Origin of the sequence: Bartonella sp. 220B, assembly GCF_026930205.1 — a bacterium.
Taxonomy (GTDB): domain Bacteria; phylum Pseudomonadota; class Alphaproteobacteria; order Rhizobiales; family Rhizobiaceae; genus Bartonella.
The window spans coordinates 37358-60921 of the sequence record NZ_JANHOI010000007.1; the positions used below are offsets into that span (position 1 = coordinate 37358).

Here is a 23564-nt window from a genome sequence, read left to right on the forward strand (position 1 = left end):
CCATAGTTTTCAACAAATGATAAATCTTTGAATTTTTATATCTCTAAAAAACTAAATTAAAGCAATTCAAAGACATTATAATAGGATGCATTATATTGTTACTTGCCAAAACCATGATATCAACATAAAAGAACACTTATGCTTTCTAGCTGATAGACCATCTAAATTATCTGTAGTCCATATTAAGTTGTTTTTAGAAGATTTATTGCATATTACACATTTAGGCTTTTTATGGATAAAAATTCTTTATGTCACAAAAGCTAGGATTGCGTTATTTAAGATTCGCTGGTTCGGATGTCCGAACTTTTTAAAGATTGTTTTGCCGGAGACTTACAAAATTATGAGTCATACAAAACAGATGGAGATGATGTTGAGAAATGCTGTAAATACAGTTATGCATTTGCACGTAATATCCCATCCTGTTTTTCTGGTACCTCCCTTTTATGGCAGACAACCCTTTACCTTTGCGAACAGTTATACTGTTCGTTTGAGTAAAGTTGTATATGTCGCCTTTAGGATTTTAACTTATGTCAAACAAAATGCTTATAGATGCCTCCCATCCGGAGGAAACTCGTGTTGTTGTTGTTCACGGCAACAAAATTGAAGAACTTGATTTTGAATCAGAACATAAAAAGCAGCTTAAGGGGAATATTTATTTAGCACGTATTACGCGTGTAGAACCGTCTCTTCAAGCAGCTTTTGTAGAATATGGTGGCAATCGCCATGGTTTCTTAACATTTTCTGAAATTCATCCCGATTATTATCAAATTCCTATTGCTGATCGTCTTGCTCTTCTTGAAGAGGAAGAAAAAACGGCTGTAGGAGAAAATTATGCAGAGAATCCTCCTGAAGAAATAAACAAAAGTAAAAAACGCTCCAGAAAAACAAAAAAAGATGAGCGTAATAGTACCATGGCAGCGAATGTTGAAAATGATATAACATCTGAAGCAATAACACTTGATGATACAGAAGAAGTATTCAATGCAAATGTTTCTCATGATGATATCGAAATGGTTGGTGCAGAAGATGTACGTGAAGAACTCCCTACCTATCAGCGAAAACAAGGACGTCAGTATAAAATTCAAGAAGTGATTAAACGACGTCAAATTTTGCTAGTACAAGTTATTAAAGAAGAACGTGGTAATAAAGGTGCTGCACTCACAACATATTTATCTTTGGCGGGTCGTTACTCTGTTTTAATGCCTAATACAGCACGTGGTGGTGGTATTTCACGCAAAATCACGAATATACAAGACCGTAAACGTCTTAAAGAGATTGTAAAAGAATTAGCAGTTCCTAAGGGCATGGGTGTCATCTTACGAACTGCTGGAGCAAATAGAACAAAAGCTGAGATTAAACGCGATTATGAGTATCTCACGCGATTATGGGATACTGTTCGCACATTGACGTTAAAATCTACAGCACCATGTCTTGTCCATGAAGAAAGCAATCTTATCAAGCGCTCTATACGCGATCTTTACAATAAGAATATCAATGAAATTCTTGTTTCTGGTGATCAAGGATATCGTGAGGCGAAAGACTTCATGCGTATGCTCATGCCAAGTCATGCAAAAGTTGTGCAACCCTATCGCGATCCTATCCCTATTTTTGCACGCAACAATATCGAAATACAACTTGATAAAATGTTGCACCCACAAGTTTCTCTAAAATCTGGTGGTTATCTTGTTATTAATCAAACAGAAGCGCTTGTTGCTATTGATGTAAACTCTGGCCGCTCTACAAAAGAATTGTCTGTCGAAAAAACAGCTATACAAACTAATCTTGAAGCTGCAGAAGAAATAGCGCGTCAATTACGTTTACGTGATCTTGCTGGTTTGATTGTTATTGATTTCATTGATATGCTTGAAGAGCGCAATGTAAGACTGGTCGAAAAGAAGTTGAAAGAGTGCTTAAAAAGCGATCGTGCCCGTATTCAAGTTGGTCACATTTCACACTTTGGTCTTTTAGAAATGAGTCGTCAACGTATTCGCGTATCGGTTTTAGAAAGTACAACACAACCTTGCCCACATTGTGCAGGAACAGGAAATGTGCGTTCTGAATCATCGATTGCTTTACATGTCATGCGCTCAATTGAAGAATATCTTCTTCGTAATCCGCAACATAATATTACTGTGCGTACACCTGTCACAACAGCGCTCTATGTATTAAACCACAAACGTAATATTCTTGTTAATTTAGAAGCGCGCTTTAAATTGAATATCAGTATTGAAGCAGATGATAGCATTGGAACGCAACATCTCATTATTTCTAAGGGTACAATAGCGGAGCCAATTTCTCAACCACCGTTAATTGTTGAAGATGATGATAAAGAGGAAGCTAAAGATACAATTTTAATAGACAGCGCATCTATCGAAGATAAAATCCCTGTTGAAATGAACCAGAAACATCGGCGTAAAAAACGTCAAGATGAGATTAATGACGATTCTTTTTCCAGCATTCATAAAAAAGACAATACGCTAAATGAAGATTCTCGTCGTCGGGGACGTCGTCGCGGACGTCGCGGTGGTCGTCGGAATCAAGAAAATGGTTTTTATCAGCTTCGTATTCCTTATGCAGAACCAGTAGGAGATTTTGCTAAGCGGGCGTTAGAAGAAATTAAAACAGCACATCGTAAACGCCGCGCTTCAGCGACTAAATCTGTTCAATTTGAGGAAGCCAAAAGTGATACACAACATTTAAATATAGAACAAAATGAAGTTGTAGAAATTGAGATGGTTGTAAAACCTCAAAAACGTAAAACACGTTCTTCAAAAACAATTCAAAATCAACAAATCCTTGAGAACGATCAGAATGTAAAAGCACCAGAAATTTTGGAAGAAAAATCTACAACAAGCTCGATACATAAAGCTAAAACAAAAAAAATAGATAAATCTTCTAATGAAATGATGGAAAAAGAATCTACAGAAGTTAAAAAATCTACACCACATAAAACACGTAAAAAATCACTTTCTCAAAAATCAACACCAAAAGAAGAAACATCAGAACAAAAAATTCTAGAAGAGGAAACTGTTAAAGTAGATTCCTCTAAAATTGAAGAGAAAGTTAGTCATCCTGTTGTCATATCATCAGTTCCTGACGATGCTCCTAAAACTGGACGTGTTGGTTGGTGGAAACGCAGAAATTCTTCTAAAAGTTAAGGTATAAGAAAACCGCCACAAAATATTTGTGGCGGTTTTGGTAAGTAAATATAGAAAATTTTACATTTATTATTATTTTTGTTTAGCTTTTTCCTGTTCGGCACGCATACGATCTTCAATTTCTTTTTGATTTGATTGAATAGCTTGCTGCAATTTTATTTGCTCTTGTTGAAAATCTTTTTCTTCCATACCAGGTCCTGTGTATGCCGCTGTGAATCCACTAAGAGAAAATTCAATAGGATTAGCTGAGCCTCGGAAATTAATTGTGGTTACAACCATTTTCGAACCGCTTTTCATAGCAGTAATAAGCTTATCATCTAAGACATCATTGGCAATACAGCTTGGCCCATTGCAAATAATATAAGGAATTTTTTTAGAGAAATTATCTCCTATTTGAATATGAACACCTTCTGGCAAAAAGCGACCTGTAGGTACTTGAATGCCTATGCGTTTTTCGTTTTGTTTTCCTTTTATTTCAACGAGATTAAAAGCCGTCAAAGGCTGTCCAGTATTTGATACAACCGTATTCATTGTATTACAAACATCAACATCATGCTGTTTACTACAAACCTTATACCAACCTTGAGATAAAGTTTGCGCACCCGCAGAACTATGGGTTGTAAGAAAAAGGGCAGCAGCTCCAGCTAATACTGAAACAACGGAAAAAATATTTTTGTGCGACATGGTTAAGTTAGTCCTTTCAACGCGCTTGTACAATAATCCCAATATTAGGAATATTAAATATGATTTTAATCAAGTATATTAAATTCAACCAATGAAATGATATCCACTTTATGCTTCTTACTGCAAGATAAAGAAAAAAGTCAAATCTGTAGAAAAAAGTTACAAATAGAAAATGAAACTCTTATGCACTCATATACAGCATCCCCCCCTTTTATGGTATTAGTCTTTTATAAAATTTATCCATAAAATACCTTAGTGCGAAGGAATAAAGTAAGATCGCATAAACAAATCAATATTGCAATATAATTAAAGTAAACTCCTATGTTATTTTACAACTATTATTACTTTAACTTTCATTATATTTATAGTTCTTTTTTTAAGCTATGGAGCTCTAGTAGTAGGCATTGCAATGCATGGAGCTCTCAAATTATGAGATATATTTGAATATCCCCCTTATGTATCCTCCTGATGCAAATCAAAAAGGTTAAGCTCCTTATAGTGTTGTTGGAATATTTGATGAATCAAATCCATTTGTCATCCACAGTTTTAGAACAATCACAAAGGGACTTTTCTCTGATGAAAAATTTTTTAGTCTTGTTTATGAAACAATGAGGATATGTTCTCGTGATGAAGCTTTTACATTTATAGCCTTTTGGCAGAAAAAGTTGAATTAAACAATGAGCGCATTGAAATTATCTTTTTTCTTAATCCAAAGGTGTGCTTTTCAGATGGAAAACCTATAATAGTTGAGACGTTTTACTCACAATAAAGCTTCTTGAAGATAAAGGAAGCCCCCATGTGATGGCTATATGAAACAGATAGAATTCGTTGTAAAAGTTGGATTATGGTATTAAAATGCATTTTACACTCAAAAGATCGTGAATTTCCACTTCTTTTGGCAAGCGTCATGATTAACTACCCTAACATGCTGTTAATATTGATGATTTTGAAAAAAATGGGGTGAAATAAAATTCCAAGAAGCAGTCTCTCTATTATTGAGCATGTTAATCCAAGTGAACGAATTATCTATAAATGCAATACTTTTTCCGATTTTACCTTTTCATTTTGAAATAAGAATCGTTGATAATAGCCGATATACTCTATCACTTACCTGAACAATGGGGAGCGCATTGGTTATAATTAATATCCCACATATAATACATCGCCTTATAGGTATAGTCTTCCAACTTGGGGACGTGAATAAATGAGCTACCTTTAGTGGAACCATTCTTCAATATGAGAACCTATGCGGTTTATAATATTCTTTCTTCTATTGGGAAGCATGATATCATGTAGTTTTTTGACAGCTTTACACATTGAAGGAATCTTTTTCACATCTGAAGGATTACGTATTATCGTATCCCTTATAGCATTCATTACGTCTTTTTCAAAATCAGAAAAATTTTCAAAATTATATTTAAAATGATTTACCATCATAACTTCTTTCATGCCCTCGATAAACTCTTGATCTATGAATTTAATTGCATCGTTCACCCAGCTAAAATTTTCTTTTTTTCCAACCAAAATCTTTACGTAACAAAGGACCTACGTCTGTGTACAACATATTTTCATGAATTTTACACATGAGAATAAATTGCGGATAAGTTCTTAATATCTCATTAATCTCTTTTTCCTTAAAATATCCCTCCTCATCCAATCCGAGTGCATATAAACCTTGTGATCTCAGATGTTTCTGTGCTTTAAATTAACTTCTCTTCATACTCCCCTGCTTCATAAGCTCTTGCCCTATGTGCTCTGTCTATTAAATCCTCTCGTTCTTCAACTAAAGCACGTAATTTCGAATTAAGATTATCACTCTTGCTAATAAGATCTCTTTGTTCCTGTATAAGTTTATGATATTCTGTCTTAGGAACTCGAATTTGTGAAAGCGTCCAATCAGCAAATGTGTTTTTAATAAACTTTATTCTGTTTTCAATAACTTGCAATCTTTCTTTAAGTCGCTTGCACTTTTCATTAAAAGTTAAACCAGAAAGAGATAACTCTGTTAAACTAAACTCAGCATGTGCGTTTTTAAATCCACAGATTGAAATTAATAATAAAAAGGCATTCCATTCTATGTTGGAGTCTCTCATTATGGCTGTGCTATTTAATTTATTTCTTTTATTGTATCAATATGTATTATATTGGAAGGCTTAAAATGAATATTTCAAGAGTCTTTTTATTTGCAAACTAAAAGTTTCTTTTTATAAAAACTTAACAACAAAATATTTTATGAATATGCTTTAATGAAATGATTTATCACTTTGAATTATAAAAAGAAATTTTAAACAGTATGTTTCTCTACCATTTCTACAAGCTGTGTCATAATAGTTGCTGCTCCAACAAGTCTCTCATCCACTGTAGTCCAATCACGAACAAGAACAATACTCTGATCTGGTCGGATTTTTGCCATCGCGCCTTGTTTTCCAATCCACTGAACAAGAGCAACACTATTCGCAAAATAATTATTGCGAAATTGTATAACCATCCCTTTTGGTCCAGCATCTACTTTTTCTACATGGGCTTTTCGACACAGTGTTTTGATATAAAAGACTTTAAGGAGGTGCTGAACTTCAAGTGGTAAAGGACCAAAACGATCTATTAACTCAGCCGCAAATTCATCAATTTGTTCTAAATTATCAAATTCTGTCAAACGACGATAAAGTCCCATACGGAGTGATAAATCAGGTACAAAACCTTCTGGTATCATAACAGTTGTACCAAGTGAAATCTGAGGAGACCATTGCTTGTCTTCCTTATGCCCACCATCTTTTAATTCAATAACAGCTTCTTCAAGCATTTTTTGATAGAGCTCAAATCCAACTTCTTTAATATGCCCAGATTGCTCTTCACCTAAAAAATTACCTGAACCGCGAATATCCATGTCATGACTCGCCAATTGAAAACCAGCCCCCAATGTATCAAGAGATTGTAAAACTTTAAGGCGACGATCAGCAGCAGGTGTTAAAACTTTACCAGAAGGATAGGTAAAGAGTGCATAAGCACGTTGTTTTGAACGCCCTACCCTACCACGCAATTGATAGAGAGCGGCAAGACCAAACATCTCAGCACGATGCACAATTAATGTATTAGCTGTTGGAATATCAAGGCCTGATTCAATAATAGTTGTAGATAGCAGAACATCATATTGCCCATCATAAAATGCATTCATAATATCATCAAGCTGTCCAGCGGGCATTTGCCCATGAGCAACGACGAATTTGAGTTCGGCAACATGCGTTTTGAGATATTCTTCTATAAAACCAAGATCAGAAATGCGAGGACAAACATAAAAACTTTGTCCACCACGGTAATATTCTCGAAGCAATGTTTCGCGTATAACAAGTGAATCAAAAGGTGCAATAAAGGTACGAACTGCCATTCTATCAATGGGAGGCGTTGTTATCAGTGAAAGTTCACGTATCCCTGATAATGCTAACCCTAAAGTACGTGGTATGGGGGTTGCTGAAAGTGTGAGAACATGAATATCACTTTTAAGCTCTTTTAAACGCTCTTTATGCTTGACACCAAAATGTTGCTCTTCATCAATGATAAGAAGGCCTAGCCGTAGAAAATTAACTGCATCACTCAATAAGGCATGCGTTCCAATAACAATATCAATCGTACCATCTGAAATCCCTTTTTTGACTTGCGCAAGTTCTTTAGTTTTCACAAGCCTTGAAGCGTGGCCAATTTTAATGGGTAGTCCTTGAAAACGTGAAATAAAAGTTTTGTAATGTTGTCGCGAAAGCAAAGTTGTTGGCACAACAACAGCAACCTGATAACCATTTAATGCTGCAACAAAAGCACTTCGAATAGCGACTTCCGTTTTTCCAAAACCAACATCACCACATATCAAACGATCCATCGGTTTTCCTGAAGCTAAATCATCTAAAACAGCATCAATCGCATCCATCTGATCTTCCGTTTCCTCATAAGGAAAACATGCAACAAATTCATCAAATGGTCCAATTGGTGGAACTAAAGCAGGTGCCGAACACAGAGCACGCTCTGCTGCTATATGTATCAACTGACCAGCCATTTCCAATAAATGTTTTTTCAGTCGTGTTTTTCGTGCTTGCCAACCAACCCCACCTAATTTATCTAACGCGACATCCGTTCTTTCCGATCCATAACGTGAAAGAAGTTCAATATTTTCAATGGGTAAAAAAAGCCGATCCCCTCCAGCATACTGAATTTCCAGACAATCTTGCAAAACTCCTGTTGTCTTAATGGTTTTAAGACCAATAAATTGTCCAATACCATGATCAATATGCACAACAAGATCGCCAGAATTTAAAGCCGCAATCTCAGAAATAAAATTTTTATTGTTTTTACGCCGTTTTGGTGATCTTATTAGTCGATCGCCAAGGATATCTTGCTCTGTTATGATAGCAAAATCTTCCACTTCAAAGCCGTGCTCTATCATTATAACAGCTGCTGTTATATGATCGCGTGGTGTTGCTTTAACAGTTTGTAACGATTTTACAATATCTATTTTTTGTAACCCATGCTCTTCAAGAACTTGTAACAAACGGTTTAGAGATCCTTCACTCCAACACGCTAAAAGCACCTTTTTGCCCGCAGCACGCAATGAGGCGATATGATGAACAACACTTGAGAAAACATTCTTTTCATGCGCATTACGCTCTTTTACAAAATCATATCCCTGTTTAACATTTGCGTGAACAATGGTTTGTTCTGAATTTTGTGGAACATTAAAAGGTGTAAAATCAATATGCTGTCCAGAGTGTTGTGCACGCTCTAAAATATGTTTTGGTGTTAAATAGAGAAGGCTAGGTTCTATCGGATGATAAGAAGTAGAATTTTCTTTATCACTTTCACGCTCCTTGCGTGCATTATAATAATCTTCAATAAGGCGATAACGCTCAACGAGCACTTCTTCTATGAGATGTTCAAAAACAAGAGGAAAATTATCACAATAGTCAAAAAAACTGTCAAGCTTCTCATAAAAAAAAGGCAACCAATGTTCCATACCGGAAAAGCGTCGCCCTTGAGAAAGCGCTTCATAAAGCATATTGTTTTTTTGAGATACACCGAATGTACGAATATAATTGCTTTTAAAACGGTTTACATATTCTGGTGCAAGAACAACTTCACTCATCGAGTGTAAGAAAAACTCAGTTTTTTGCTTTGTCGTTCTTTGTGTTTCTGAATCAAATATGCGAATAGTTTCTAAGGTATCACTAAAAAAATCAAGCCGCAAAGGTTCAGCATCAACGGGAGAAAAAATATCAAGAATCCCTCCTCTTACAGCAAATTCACCAACATCTCGAACAACGGTAACACGCTCAAAACCATTGCATTCTAGAGATTGAATTAAATGCCTCATATGAATACGTTGTCCAACCCGTGCGTGAATTATCTGAGTTTTAATCATTTCACGTGGGGGTAATTTTTGTATAATTGCATTTGCTGTTGTTAATATAATTGCGGCACGTGGTTTCTGACGCAAATTTGCTATATGGGTTAAAGTTGACAAGCGACGTGCTGTAATAGCAACTCCAGGGGACACACGATCATAGGGTAAACAATCCCATGCTGGGAATTGAAATACAGGCAAATTTGGTTCAATAAAATTTAAAACTTGCTGCAAATGAGCAATCTTTGTTCCATCACGGACAACGTAGACGAGGGGTTTATCCTGTGCCATTGTAGAACACAATTTAACCAGTGCAAAGGCTTCAAATCCGTCAATGACACCATCAAAGATCATATGGGAAGAAAGATGTTGGGGAATAACTATTTTTTTGAACATAGACACAGAGATCAATTTAAATTTATGCAAATATGATAGTTTATAATGTCACGAAAAAGTGGGCTATCAACTTCAAAGGGGGGCAAAATTTCTCCAGTAACCCATGTAAGTAAATCACGATCATCAAAAGATAGTATATACTCAAGTTCAGAAAGCATCTTATCACTCATTCCAGCAATATGAGCATTGACATAATGTCCAAAAATAAGATCCATTTCACGAATGCCGCGGTGCCACGCACGAAAAACCAACCGACGACGACGTGCGTCTAGTTGATTTCCATCGACGTCAAAATCTGTCATAAAAGATCTCCTTGAATTAAAAAAAGTGATATAGGTAAGCTTTTCAATTTATGGAATAAATTTGTACCTTACTTTTAAGGAAGTTCTATAATCTTTTGTTCTTTAAGTGTAATACGACGATGCATTTGTTTTGCTAAAGCGTAATTGTGTGTTGCAATAAGAGCAGAAAGACCAGACTGACGAACAAGGATAGATAAAGCTTGAAAGACATAAGCTGAAGTTATTGGATCAAGATTTCCTGTAGGTTCATCAGCTAAAAGAACCGAAGGGCCGTTTGCTACTGCTCGTGCAATAGCAACACGTTGTTGTTCTCCTCCCGATAACTCTGAGGGACGATGGTTAGCACGATGAGAAACACGCAAATACGTCAATAATTTGCGTGCACGGTCTTCTGCTATGGATTTTTTTAATCCTGCTATCATTTGCGGTATCATGACATTTTCTAATGCTGTAAATTCTGGAAGTAAATGATGAAATTGATAGACAAAACCGATATCATGTCTTCTGATGGCTGTTCGCTCACTATCAGAACGCTTCGCACAAGAAATTCCTCGTAATATCACATCACCAGCGGTTGGTTTTTCCAATAACCCAGCAATATGAAGAAGTGTTGATTTCCCAGCACCAGATGGTGCAACAAGTGCAACAAGTTCTCCACGATTAAGAACAAAATTCGCTTTATCCAAAATAACGAGAGGTTTATGACTCTCAAAAAAATGTTGCTCAATCTCTACAAGCTCTAAAATTGCTGTCATTACTCATACCTTAAAGCTTGTACAGGATCTAGCTTAGCAGCGCGCCATGCTGGAATGAGTGCAGCAAGAAATGACAAAAACAAAGCCATTACAGCAACTAAGACTGTCTGCCTCCAATCAATTTCTGCAGGCAATTTTGTTAAAAAATAAAGTTGAGGATTAAAAACATCTACATTAAATAACCAAGAGACAAAATCTTGAATATGATTGATATTCGTACTGGCTATGATACCAAAAATTAAGCCCAATATTGTTCCAATCAATCCAATCATCATACCAGTGACAATAAATATACGCATGACCGCACTTTGTTGTGCTCCCATCGTGCGTAAAATTGCAATATCATGGCTTTTATCTTTTACAAGCATAATCAATCCTGAAATAATATTCAAAGCAGCAACAAGAACGATTAGAGAAAGAATGAAAAACATAACATTTCGTTCAATCTGTAAGGCAGAAAAAAAAGCCTGATTGCGTTCCCGCCAATCAATTAAATAGATCTGTTGATCAACGACTTTCTCTATAATTGGTTTTATTCGATCAACAGCATCAGGATTATTGAGAAAGAGTTCTAGAGACTGAATCTTATCTCCTAAATTAAAAAACATTTGTGCTTCATGAAGAGGCATAAAAACAAAGATTGAATCATATTCAGACATACCAACTTCAAAAATAGCAGCGACTTTATAAGCTTTCACCCGCGGAGTAACCCCAAAAGGAGTTTCATCACCATCTGGAGTAATAATACGAAGATAACGCCCAACGGTAAGCCCCAATTTTGTAGCCAAACCACTTCCAATTGCCACACCCTCTTCTTTATCAAATTGAGCAAGTGAACCCAACTTAATATTTTGAGAGATTGTTTTAAGCTTTTCTAAATCTTGTTTACGCATACCACGAACTAACGCACCAGAACCTCCTTCAAGTTCACCTTGAACAAGTGCTTGGCCTTCAATAACAGGCAAAGAAAATTTTACACCATTTACAGATTCTAAAGAAGAAATAAGCGTTTTATAATCAGAAAAGCCAGAATGCACTGCCTGAACAATAAGATGCCCATTCATACCAAGAATACGATTGAGAAGCTCTGTTCGGAAACCATTCATCACCGCCATAACAACAACCAGAGCAAATACACCCAACATAATCCCAATAAGAGAAATGATTGAAATAACAGATGCAACAACGTGTTTTTTATTGGGAATCATATAACGAAAAGCAATCATCCATTCATAAGACAAAAACCATTTGCTACTCAACCTCTTCATAATATTGCCTATAAACTGACAGAAAATTGTTTGAGTATATCTTCAACCGTTAAAGATTTTTTTACACCTGTTTTTCGATCTTTCATTTCAACTTCATTTTTTGCGATGCTTTTAGGTCCAACAATGATTTGTATTGGTAAACCAATTAAATCCATTGTTGCAAATTTTGTTCCAGGACGCTCATTTCTATCATCCAATAATGGATCAAAACCAGCATGTTTTAACCCCTGATAGAGCGTTTCACAGGAATGCGTACATTTCTCATCTTCTGGTTTCATATTGATAATACCAAAATCAAATGGTGCCATAGAGCTTGGCCAAATAATACCATTTTCATCATGGAAAGCTTCAATAGCAGCCGCAACAAGACGTGAAGGCCCAATGCCATAAGATCCCATCGAGACAACATGCTCTTTTCCATCTTGCCCCATAACTTTTGCTCCCATTGGAGCGGAATATTTCGTACCAAAGTGGAAAATATGCCCTACTTCAATACCACGTGCGGAAAGACGGTTCTTTTCAGGAACTTTAGACCACTCTTCGTCATTATGCATTTCCTCTGTCGCTGCATAAAAAGATGTCCACTGTTTAACAATATCAGCTAAAACAGCTTTATCATTAAAATCAATTGAGCTATCTGGAACAGTAAGTTCAAGAAATTGTTTATCACAGAATATAGCACTCTCCCCTGTTTCCGCCAAAATAATAAATTCATGACTGAGTTCACCACCAATCGGGCCTGTATCAGCACGCATGGGAATTGCTTTTAAGCCAAGACGAGAAAAAGTACGTAAATAAGCAATAAACATACGATTATAAGATGTTTGAGAACCTTCATAATCAAGATCAAAAGAATAAGAATCTTTCATTAAAAACTCTCGCGAACGCATCACTCCAAAACGAGGACGGATTTCATCACGAAATTTCCATTGAATATGGTACAAGTTGAGCGGAAGATCTTTGTAAGAACGAATATAGGAACGGAAAATATCTGTTACCATCTCTTCATTTGTTGGACCATAAAGTAAATTACGCTTTTGACGATCTTTAATGCGGAGCATTTCCAAACCATAATCATCATAACGACCACTTTCACGCCAAAGATCAGCAGATTGAATTGTCGGCATTAATATTTCTATAGCACCAGCACGTTCTTGTTCTTCTCGAATAATTTTACAGACTTTATCTAGCACTTTTTTACCTAAAGGAAGCCAAGAATAAATTCCTGAAGTTTGTTGTCGAATCATACCAGCACGCAACATCAATCGATGAGAAACAATCTCTGCTTCCTTAGGATTCTCTTTTAAAAGTGGAAGAAAATATTGAGAAAGACGCATTGAAATAATTAACTCCTAATCAGTCCTATCACATTGGAACAATTTAAATAGTGTGTATGCACGTCTATAGCTTTGTTCCGAATGCTTGTAACCATAACAATCATATTGTTGAAAATTTATGTATTCCATTCTCTATTAAGTTTATTTTTTGCAATAAAATAATTGTATAATTCTTTTTCCTCTTTCTTTCATTAAAAAGAAAATAACATAATACTAAAATGTTTCATTTTGACTGATGTAAAAAAACTGTACAAACAGGCTTTTTTTGCCAAGCTTCATTGACAGCAGCTCTTACTGCACACCGTGTTGCTTCTCGAATAAGTTCATTATTTTTTCGTTTAATGCGTGGAATACTATAAAATGTATTTTCCACAACATTTAAGAGAATATTTTTTAAACTCTCCCCTTTTCCATTATTTTCAGGTAATCCGAAAGTATTTAAACCAATATCGCCCAATAATTCATGTTTACTATTCATATGGAGAGAAACAGCAACATAACCGGCATAACTTAATTTACGACGTTCGCGGATTCCTAATTCATCTTCATCTCCAATAAGACAACCATCCTTATAGATACGACCAACAGGAACTTGATCAATAACCTCTACAGGTTCTGGTGCAAGGCGTAACATACTACCATTTCTAATATTCGAAACAATTTCAATTCCAGCTTGACGCGCTAAAGCTGCCTGAGCAGTAAGATGGATTGCTTCTCCATGGACAGGAACAAGTATCTGTGGTTTTACCCAATCATACATCTGTATAAGTTCTAAACGACGAGGATGACCTGAAACATGAACAAGAGCATCCTCATTCGTAATAACTTTAACTCCCATATCAATGAAACGGTTTTGTATTTCAAGAATAGCTTTTTCATTTCCTGGTATACTTCGTGATGAATAAATAACGGTATCACCAGCAGAAAGTGCAATATTTCTCATGCCATTGCGTGACAATTTTGCTAAGGCAGCACACGGCTCTCCTTGGCTACCTGTTACGATTAAAACGATCTCTTTGCGTGGGATATAACCATAATCATCTTCCGTAATAAATGGAGCTAAACCATCCATATAACCAAGCTCTTGCGCGACCATAATACTGCGCTTTAACGAACGTCCAACAACAAGAACTTGGCGCCCAGCAGATTCAGCAGCAAGAGCAATTGAACGTATTCGACCAACATTAGAGGAAAAAGTAACGATTGCCACTTGCCCCTCAGCTTTCGAAAAAATTTCAGAAAGATTTGTCTGAACTTGCTGTTCCGATGGTGTTATACCATCTCGACATGCATTCGTGGAATCGCAAAGCAGTGCTAATACACCTTTATTGCCTAAAGTGCGAAATCTCTTTTCATCTGTCATAGCGCCAAGAGAGGGCGTATGATCAATTTTCCAATCGCCAGTGTGGATAACAGTGCCTAAAGACGTTGTAATCGCTAAAGATACAGATTCTGGAATTGAATGATTAACGGCAAGAGCTTCAATGGCAAAGGGGCCAACCTGAAAACAATCACCAGATTGAAAAATATTGAGTGGAATTTTATAAGATTCAAAATCTGATTGCTTTTTACTTTCCAATAAGCCTGCCGTAAAAGGCGTACAATAAAGTGGAACTTGTAACTTTGGCCATAAATCAAGGACAGCACCATAATGGTCTTCGTGAGCATGTGTTAAAATAAGTCCACGCACATTGTGTTTTTCACTCTCTAGAAACCGAATATCAGGTAAAATAAGATCTACTCCTGGTAATTCAGGACCAGAAAAACTCACTCCCATATCAACAATGAGCCATTCACGAGAACTCTGTAGTCCAAATCCATAAGCAGCGAGATTCATCCCTATTTCACCTACCCCTCCTAAAGGTAAAAAAACAAATTCGCTCCCATTGGTTGCAACCATAAATATCTCCTAAGTTATTAAAATAATCTGATGGTGAAATAAAATTTCCATAAATTAATAACGACCCGCATGAGCAGAAGCAGCTAAACCAAAATGAACATCTCCAGCTGTTATAATGGCTGGCTGACTATTTTTTTGTTTTATGATACAGTTAAAATCACTATCAAGACCATCAAAAATACCCTCAATGATTTTTTCATCATTGATTATTTTAACATGCTGTCCAAGATGAACAGAATAGGAAAGCCATTTTTTGCGGATTATATCAACTCCTTCTGATTGTTTCCAAAGAAGATAATTTTTAGAAAAACACTCCGCCAAAACTGTAAATAACAGTTCTTCTTCAACATGCAAACCAATATTACTTAAACTTGAAGTAGGATACGGTGCGTCTTTATAATGATGTTTTACATTGATTCCAATACCAATAACCAATGCATAGCATTGTGATGGCAATTTAAAAATCTCAAGTAAAATTCCAGAGCTTTTAGCTCCTCCTAGCAAAATATCATTTGGCCATTTTAAAAGAACAATATTATTCGCTTTCTTTTCATCCTTTATAAAATGTTTTATTGCTTCTACTACACTCACTCCAGCAACAAAACCAAGTTGAGCAGCAGTTTGATGAACAATATCGTCAATTAACAAAAGACTAGAATAAAGGTTCCCTTTCGGACTAAACCATGTTCGACCTCTTCGCGCTCTTCCTTGTGATTGTTCTTGTGCAACAACCCAAAGATAACCCTGATGACCAGCTTGCGCTTTTCGTTGTGCAACAAGATTCGTTGAATCAACGCTTTCATATGATTCAACAGTGTATCCTTGTTTTTGTGTAAAATCTGATAAAATATAAACCATATCTATTAAAACAATGCGACTGCCGCTTTTTCTGCTAATTCAGCAAACCAAACTCCAAAAAGCGTATAAAATAAAATGAATAATGCAGAAAGACCGAGACAAAATTGAAGCTCATTCGATAAAACAATAAAATGTGCCTTTGCTTCATCAAACCACATAATCTTGATGACTCGCAAATAGTAGAAAGCTCCAACAACAGACGCTATCATCCCAACGACAGCAAGTGGAATAAGTCCAGCATGAACAGCAGCAGAAAATGTATACCATTTTCCAAAAAAACCGGCCATGGGTGGAATACTAGCTAAAGAAAAAAGCTGTAGTGTCATCACAACAGCCATAAACGGATGTGTCTTTACTAACCCTGAGAGATCATAAATATTTTCAACATTTCCACCCTTAGAGCGCATCCCAAGAATAAAAGCAAATGAGCCAAGCGTCATGCCAAGATAAATAGTCATATACAGAATAACACTTTTTATTCCAAGCATATCTCCAGCAGCTAAACCAACAAGCGCATACCCCATATGACCAATTGATGAATAAGCCATTAAACGTTTAATATTGTTCTGACCAATTGCTGCGAATGCACCAAGTATCATTGATGCAATTGCCATGAATATCAAAATTTGCTGCCATGCAGGCATAGAGCCGTCAGAATTACTGAGTGGCATAAAAGTCATAACAATAACACGAATAATGAGTGCCATCGCAGCAACTTTAGGAGCACTAGCAAAAAATGCTGTAATAGGTGTTGGTGCTCCTTCATAAACATCAGGTGTCCACATATGAAAGGGAACGGCAGAAATTTTGAAAGCCAAACCAGCTAAAATAAAAACAATTCCCAAAATAATTCCCAATTGTAAATTTTCACCTTTTAAAGCAAGAGAAATTTCGTGAAAACCAATTTGACCAGTAAAACCATAAAGCAAAGAAATACCATAGAGCAATAATCCTGAAGATAACGCTCCTAAAACAAAGTATTTTATCCCAGCTTCAGAAGATTTTACGTTATCACGATTGATGGCAGCTAAAACATATAAAGATAAAGATTGTAATTCTAATCCCATATAAAGTGAAAGCATATTACCAGCTGAAATCATCAGCATCATACCAAGAGTCGCTAAAAGAACGAGTATAGGAAATTCAAATACATCGAATTTTTGAGAGTTCGTAAAACCAACAGACATAATAAGAGAAAAAAGTGCCCCAATGAGCGTCAAAATTTTCATATAACGACCGAAAGAATCGATAATGAGTGCATTAGTTTGAAATAAGCCGCTTTTCGGAAAAACGGCAATAATCACAATGGTTGCAATAAGAAGGGCAATGGTCAAACCCGTTACAGTTAAAGAGGAACGTGTATTAGAATAAACACCAATCAAAAGTAAGACTACTGCTCCTAATGCTATTAAAATTTCTGGAAGAATTAAGACCAATTGAGCTATGATTTCAGTTTGCATGAGCATTCTTCCCTTATCTAGTGCAGTTTATTGATGAGGGCTTCTACGGAAAACGCCGTTGCTTTAAGTATAGGCGTTGGATAGATACCAAAAAATATTGTAAGAACAACCATTGGATAAAGAATAAATTTCTCTCTTACAGAAAGATCCATCAGAACCTTTAAATTCTCTTTATCTAAAGAACCAAAAACCACACGCCGGTAAAGATAAAGTGCATAAGCAGCAGACAAAATAACACCCGTCGTCGCAAAAACAACAATCAATTTATTGACTTGAAAAACACCTATTAAGGTTAAAAATTCACCTAAAAATCCTGAGCTTCCAGGCAAACCAACATTTGCCATAGTGAAGATTAAGAAAACAACAGCATATTTAGGCATATTATTAACAAGACCACCAAAAGCTGAAATTTCACGTGTATGAAGACGATCATAAATAACCCCGACACAGAGAAATAAAGCCGCGGAAACAATTCCATGCGAGAGCATCTGATAAATAGCACCTTGGATACCCTGTTCATTCGCAGCAAAAATACCCATTGTTACATATCCCATATGCGCTATTGAAGAATAAGCAATAAGTTTTTTTATGTCATTTTGAACAAGTGCAACCAGCGATGTATAAATAATAGCGATAAGCGATAATGTGAAAACGAGCGGAGCAAGATCAGCTGAAGCGATAGGAAACATCGGTAAAGAAAAACGGAGAAAACCATATCCACCTAATTTGAGTAAGACACCGGCTAAAATAACTGAACCAGCCGTGGGCGCTTCTACGTGAGCATCAGGCAACCATGTATGGACCGGCCACATGGGCATTTTAACCGCAAAAGAAGCAAAGAAGGCAAGCCATAACCAAATTTGCATATGCGCAGGAAATTGATAAGTTAATAAAGTCGGTATATCAAGTGTTCCAGCTTGCCAATACATCAGCATAAGAGCAACCAGCATAAGCACTGAACCAAGTAAAGTGTAAAGGAAAAACTTTATACTTGCATAAACACGTCGTGGGCCGCCCCAAACACCTATGATAATAAACATTGGAATAAGACTGCCTTCAAAAAAAACATAAAACAACATTGCATCAAGAGCACAAAAGACTCCAATAATTGCAACTTCAAGAAGAAGAAAAGCAATCATATAGGCTTTTAATCTATCTTTAATATTTTCCCAACTTGCTAAAATACAGAAAGGCAAAAGAAACGCTGAAAGAACGACAAAGAGGATAGAAATACCATCAACCCCCATATGGTAACTGATCCCTCCTCCTAACCAATTGGTTTTCTCAACCATTTGAAAATGAGCATCTGTATGATCAAAACCCGCCCAAATAATTAAGGAAATAATAAAAACAAACACAGTCGTAAAAAATGCTACATTGCGTATATTATGTCGCGCTGCTTCGCTATCGTCTTTAATAAACAAAATCAGAAGCACACCAACAAGCGGCAAAAATGTAACTGTAGAAAGAATAGGCCAATCGGTCATCAGTTTACGCCCCCGATCATCATCCATGTGATCAACAATGCAACACCTATAAGCATCGCAAATGCATAGTGATAAAGATAACCTGTCTGCATCCGAACCACTCTATTTGTAATATCAACAACACGTGCTGCAATACCATTCGGACCAAGACCATCAATAATCTTACCGTCTCCCACTTTCCAAAGAAAGAAACTCACTTTGAAAGCAGAACGAACAAATAAAAAGTTATAGAATTGATCAAAATACCATTTTTGGTAAAGAAAATTATACACTCTCGGCATAACTCTAGCTATTTTTTTAGGAAGAGAGGGGAAAGAAATGTAAAATAAATAGGCTACTATAAAACCAAGAATCATTGCTATGAATGGAGACCATTTCACCAAATTGGACACATTATGAGCCTCATGAAGAATGTGATTATGGTCGCTTGTAAACAATGCACTCTTCCAAAAAGAATCATACAGATCACCAAAAAAATAAGGTTGAAAAACGAAACCAGCAAATATTGCTCCAATAGATAAAATCAAGAGTGGAATCAACATAACGGGAGGGGATTCATGAACATGATGCATCACATCGACCGTCGCTCGTGGTTTGCCGTGAAATGTCATAAAGATAAGCCGCCAAGAATAAAAACTTGTCAATAAGGCAGCAAAAACAAGAAGAGAAAAAGCATATCCTGAAGCGATATTATGTGAAGCAAAAGCAGACTCTATAATTGCATCCTTGGAAAAAAAACCGGCAGTCCCAAAAACTGTTCCTGGAATTCCAACACCCGTCAATGCAACGGTTCCGATCATCATCATCCAATAAGTTGTCTTTATATGTTTGCGTAACCCACCCATTTTTCGCATATCTTGTTCATCAGAGACGGCATGAATAACAGAGCCCGCCCCAAGAAATAATAAAGCTTTAAAAAAAGCATGCGTAAAAAGATGGAAAACAGCTGCTCCATAAGCTCCAACACCTAATGCAACAAACATATAACCAAGTTGTGAACATGTAGAGTAAGCAATCACACGTTTAATATCATTTTGAACCAATCCTACAGTTGCCGCAAAAAATGCCGTCGTTGCTCCAATAATAATAATGACTGTCAAAGCAATGGAAGAAAGTTCAAAAATTGGCGACATACGCGCAACCATAAAGACACCAGCTGTTACCATTGTTGCTGCATGAATAAGCGCCGATACAGGCGTTGGTCCTTCCATTGCGTCAGGAAGCCATGTATGTAAAAGAAATTGCGCTGACTTTCCCATTGCGCCAATAAACAATAAAAGACAAGTAACGGTAATTGCTTTTTGTCCATCAAGCTGCCAACCTAAAAACGTTACATTTTGTATGAAGCTTTTGTCTGCCGCTTTTGCAAAAATAGAAGAAAAATCAACTGATTGGAATAAAACAAAAATGCTAAAGATTCCTAGAAGAAAACCAAAATCTCCAACACGGTTGACTACAAAAGCTTTCATTGCAGCTTTATTGGCTGAATCTCGCTGAAACCAAAAACCAATAAGTAAATAAGAAGCAAGTCCAACACCTTCCCATCCAAAAAACATCTGAATCAAATTATTAGATGTCACCAACATCAACATCATAAACGTAAAGAGGGAAAGATAAGAAAAAAAACGGGATCTTGAAGGATCATGATGCATATAGCCAATTGAATAAATATGTACCACTGCCGAAACACTATTCACAACAACAAGCATGACAGCTGTTAATGTATCAATATGTAAAGCCCAATTAAAGGATAAATTACCAACAGTTAGCCAATGTAATACGAATACATCAACCACTGGAACATGACCAAGTGCAACATTAAAAAAGGCTATCCATGATAATATGGCAACAATCACCATAAAGCTACATGTTACCAATTCACTAGCGCGATCTCCTATAGTTTTTCCTCCTATAGAAGCAATTAAAAAACCCAAAAGCGGAAGAAAGACGATCGTATAATACATTGCTGGTTAGCCTTTCATTACATTAACATCTTCAACCGCAATAGAGCCACGATTACGGAAAAAAACGACAAGAATTGCTAAACCAATTGCGGCTTCAGCAGCTGCTATCATTAAGATAAATAAAGCAAATATCTGACCAACAAGATCATGAAGAAATGCCGAAAACGCAACAAAATTGAGATTAACTGAAAGCAATATAAGCTCAATAGACATTAAGATGATAATCACATTCTTTCTATTAAGAAAAATGCCAGCAATACCAATTGTAAAAAGCAAAGCAGAAACAACAAGATAATGCGTAATATCAATATGCATAATTCCCCCCTTAAATGCCTTTGCCTGATTCAACTTGCTTGATTTCAATTGCATTTTCTACTGTCCGAGAAACTTGCACCGCAATAGATTGCCTCTTAACACCTGACTTATGACGAAGTGTCAAAACAATCGCGCCAATCATTGCAACCAATAAAATTATTCCAGCAATTTGAAAATAGAAAACATAATCTGTATAAAGAATATCACCTAATGCCTGTGTATTTGTTCGCTGCAATAAATCTGGCATTGGTTGCGTAACATGCGGTCGAAAAACAGTAGTAAAACTGCCACGAACAAACACCAAAATCAATTCTAAAGCAACGATACTCCCAACAAAAGCTCCAATAGCAGCATAACGACGTGCACCACTTTTTAACTCTGCAAAATCAACATCAAGCATCATAACCACAAACAAAAATAAAACCGCGACAGCACCAACATAAACAACAAGCAGAATAAGCCCCAAAAATTCTGCTCCTGCAAGCAAAAATAAAGCAGCAGCATTAAAAAATGCTAATATTAAAAACAAAACGGAATGCACAGGATTACGGGCTGTAATAACAACAACTGCACTCACAAGCATAACAAAAGCAAATAAATAGAAAAATGCCGCCGCTAGATCCGTTAGCATAGGCTTCTCCTCAATCAATTAAACAATTGGTAGAAAATTTCATACCAGATTAAACATTATCGGAAAAATTATCCGACATCTCATGCGAGGATACACTTAACGATAAGGTGCATCCACCAATATATTACGAGCAATTTCTCGCTCCCAACGATCTCCATTCATTAAAAGCTTTTCTTTATCATAATAAAGTTCTTCACGTGTTTCCGTTGCAAACTCAAAATTTGGTCCTTCTACAATAGCTTCAACAGGACAAGCTTCTTGACAAAAACCACAATAAATACATTTAACCATATCTATATCATAACGAACAGTTCTCCGTGTACCATCATTACGTCTCGGACCTGCCTCAATTGTAATAGCTTGTGCGGGACAAATTGCTTCACATAATTTACAGGCAATACACCGCTCTTCACCATTTGGGTAACGACGCAGCGCATGTTCTCCGCGAAAACGCTCAGAAACAAAACCCTTTTCATAAGGATAATTAATCGTAGGTTTTGGTGCAAAAAATTGACGCATAGCTAAGAAAAAAGCACTCACAAATTCCAATAAAAGGAGTGACTTTGCTGCCTGAAAAAGACCTGACATCCGTAAAACCTCCTCTTAAACAAAACCAGTATACTTTAAAAAAGCAGCGGTTATCACAACCATTGCCAATGAAAGTGGAAGAAAAACTTTCCAACCAAGCCGCATAAGTTGATCATAGCGGTAACGTGGAACGAATGCTTTAACCATAGCAAACCAAAAAAACACAAAGCAAACTTTTAGAACAAACCAAATAACACCAGGAACCCAATTAAGCCACCAAACATCCAAGGGAGGTAGCCAACCACCTAAAAACAAAATAGTTGTCAAAGCGCACATTAAAACAATAGCAACATACTCACCAAGGAAGAAAAGCATGTAAGGTGTCGAAGAGTATTCAACCATGTGACCAGCAACAAGTTCAGATTCTGCTTCCACTAAATCAAAAGGCGGACGATTTGTCTCTGCAAGTGCAGAAATAAAAAATATAATAAACATTGGAAAAAGAACGAGCCAATTCCAATCAAGAAAACTGTTAAAAGGAAGACCAAGAGTTGTTCCAAGTCCATAACTTTGTTTCTGTACAATTGTTGTAAGATCCAATGAACCACTTACTAAAATGACAGTTACAAGGACAAACCCAATGGAAACCTCATAAGAAACCATTTGCGCTGCTGAACGAAGAGCTCCTAAGAAAGGATATTTCGAATTTGATGCCCATCCTCCCATAATAACACCATAAACCTCAAGAGACGAAATGGCTAAGATATAAAGCAAACCAACATTAATTTTTGCAACTTCCCATCCTTCATTAATTGGAATAACAGCCCACGTTGATAAAGCAAGCGTAGCAGAAATAAAAGGAGCTAAGAGAAAAACACCTTTATTAGCACCAGAAGGGATAATAGGCTCTTTAACAACAAATTTAATTAAATCTGCAAAAGACTGTAACAATCCCCAAGGACCAACAACGTTCGGACCACGCCGCAATTGTACGGCTGCCCAAATCTTTCTATCTGCATAAAGAAGATACGCAACTAAAACAAGAAGAACAACCAAAAGGAGCAGTGTTTTTCCAACGATAATGAGTAATGGCAATAGCCAAGTCATAAAGAAATCATACATCATTATTCTTTTCCCT

General features: G+C 36.4%; 18 protein-coding genes. 1 reads left to right on the forward strand and 17 read right to left on the reverse strand.

Annotation, left to right across the window (positions count from 1 at the left end; all coding sequences use genetic code 11):
- The first annotated feature begins 527 nt into the window (after nt 1-527).
- Nucleotides 528-3158, forward strand: a complete 2631-nt coding sequence (locus NPX99_RS05800) for an Rne/Rng family ribonuclease (protein WP_269030942.1) — start codon at nt 528-530, stop codon at nt 3156-3158.
- Between the two features lie 72 nt (nt 3159-3230).
- Here the strand turns inward: NPX99_RS05800 and NPX99_RS05805 are convergent, their stop codons facing one another.
- The 17 genes from NPX99_RS05805 to nuoH all read right to left on the reverse strand — a co-directional run bounded on the left by NPX99_RS05805 (nt 3231) and on the right by nuoH (nt 23548).
- On the reverse strand, nt 3231-3842 hold the full coding sequence (locus tag NPX99_RS05805) for an invasion associated locus B family protein (protein ID WP_269030943.1): 612 nt from the start codon (nt 3840-3842) through the stop codon (nt 3231-3233).
- A gap of 1215 nt (nt 3843-5057) precedes the next feature.
- Complete coding sequence (locus NPX99_RS05810; protein WP_269030944.1) at nt 5058-5336, reverse strand: hypothetical protein; 279 nt, start codon at nt 5334-5336, stop codon at nt 5058-5060.
- Between the two features lie 206 nt (nt 5337-5542).
- A complete protein-coding gene (locus NPX99_RS05815) occupies nt 5543-5935 on the reverse strand; it encodes a hypothetical protein (protein ID WP_269030945.1) in 393 nt (130 codons plus the stop codon).
- Between the two features lie 191 nt (nt 5936-6126).
- Nucleotides 6127-9627 carry a transcription-repair coupling factor gene (gene mfd, locus NPX99_RS05820; RefSeq protein ID WP_269030946.1) on the reverse strand — a complete coding sequence of 1167 codons (3501 nt, stop codon included), beginning with the start codon at nt 9625-9627 and terminating at the stop codon, nt 6127-6129.
- A gap of 5 nt (nt 9628-9632) precedes the next feature.
- On the reverse strand, nt 9633-9923 hold the full coding sequence (locus tag NPX99_RS05825) for an FAD assembly factor SdhE (protein ID WP_269030947.1): 291 nt from the start codon (nt 9921-9923) through the stop codon (nt 9633-9635).
- Nucleotides 9924-9997: 74 nt separating this feature from the next.
- Nucleotides 9998-10678, reverse strand: a complete 681-nt coding sequence (locus tag NPX99_RS05830; protein ID WP_269030948.1) for an ABC transporter ATP-binding protein — start codon at nt 10676-10678, stop codon at nt 9998-10000.
- A complete protein-coding gene (locus tag NPX99_RS05835; RefSeq protein WP_269030949.1) occupies nt 10678-11946 on the reverse strand; it encodes a lipoprotein-releasing ABC transporter permease subunit in 1269 nt (422 codons plus the stop codon). The genes NPX99_RS05830 and NPX99_RS05835 overlap by 1 nt, the downstream gene beginning before the upstream one ends.
- Before the next feature lie 8 nt (nt 11947-11954).
- Nucleotides 11955-13283 carry a proline--tRNA ligase gene (gene proS, locus NPX99_RS05840; RefSeq protein WP_269030950.1) on the reverse strand — a complete coding sequence of 443 codons (1329 nt, stop codon included), beginning with the start codon at nt 13281-13283 and terminating at the stop codon, nt 11955-11957.
- Nucleotides 13284-13506: 223 nt separating this feature from the next.
- Nucleotides 13507-15183, reverse strand: coding sequence for a ribonuclease J (locus NPX99_RS05845; RefSeq protein WP_269030951.1), 1677 nt, complete (start codon nt 15181-15183; stop codon nt 13507-13509).
- Nucleotides 15184-15237: 54 nt separating this feature from the next.
- Nucleotides 15238-16047, reverse strand: coding sequence for a biotin--[acetyl-CoA-carboxylase] ligase (locus tag NPX99_RS05850; RefSeq protein WP_269030976.1), 810 nt, complete (start codon nt 16045-16047; stop codon nt 15238-15240).
- On the reverse strand, nt 16047-17501 hold the full coding sequence (gene nuoN, locus NPX99_RS05855; RefSeq protein ID WP_269030952.1) for an NADH-quinone oxidoreductase subunit NuoN: 1455 nt from the start codon (nt 17499-17501) through the stop codon (nt 16047-16049). Before nuoN ends, NPX99_RS05850 begins: the two co-directional genes overlap by 1 nt.
- A gap of 17 nt (nt 17502-17518) precedes the next feature.
- Nucleotides 17519-18988, reverse strand: coding sequence for an NADH-quinone oxidoreductase subunit M (locus NPX99_RS05860; protein ID WP_269030977.1), 1470 nt, complete (start codon nt 18986-18988; stop codon nt 17519-17521).
- Nucleotides 18988-20952, reverse strand: a complete 1965-nt coding sequence (gene nuoL / locus NPX99_RS05865) for an NADH-quinone oxidoreductase subunit L (RefSeq protein WP_269030953.1) — start codon at nt 20950-20952, stop codon at nt 18988-18990. The genes NPX99_RS05860 and nuoL overlap by 1 nt, the downstream gene beginning before the upstream one ends.
- 6 nt (nt 20953-20958) lie before the next feature.
- Nucleotides 20959-21267: an NADH-quinone oxidoreductase subunit NuoK gene (nuoK, locus tag NPX99_RS05870; RefSeq protein ID WP_269030954.1), complete on the reverse strand. Its 309-nt coding sequence runs from the start codon at nt 21265-21267 to the stop codon at nt 20959-20961.
- Between the two features lie 10 nt (nt 21268-21277).
- Nucleotides 21278-21898 (reverse strand): NADH-quinone oxidoreductase subunit J, encoded by a 621-nt coding sequence (locus tag NPX99_RS05875; RefSeq protein WP_269030955.1) that lies wholly within the window; start codon nt 21896-21898, stop codon nt 21278-21280.
- Nucleotides 21899-21994: 96 nt separating this feature from the next.
- Nucleotides 21995-22486, reverse strand: coding sequence for an NADH-quinone oxidoreductase subunit NuoI (gene nuoI, locus NPX99_RS05880; protein WP_269030956.1), 492 nt, complete (start codon nt 22484-22486; stop codon nt 21995-21997).
- 15 nt (nt 22487-22501) lie between these two features.
- Nucleotides 22502-23548, reverse strand: coding sequence for an NADH-quinone oxidoreductase subunit NuoH (gene nuoH / locus NPX99_RS05885; protein ID WP_269030978.1), 1047 nt, complete (start codon nt 23546-23548; stop codon nt 22502-22504).
- Nucleotides 23549-23564: the final 16 nt, after the last annotated feature.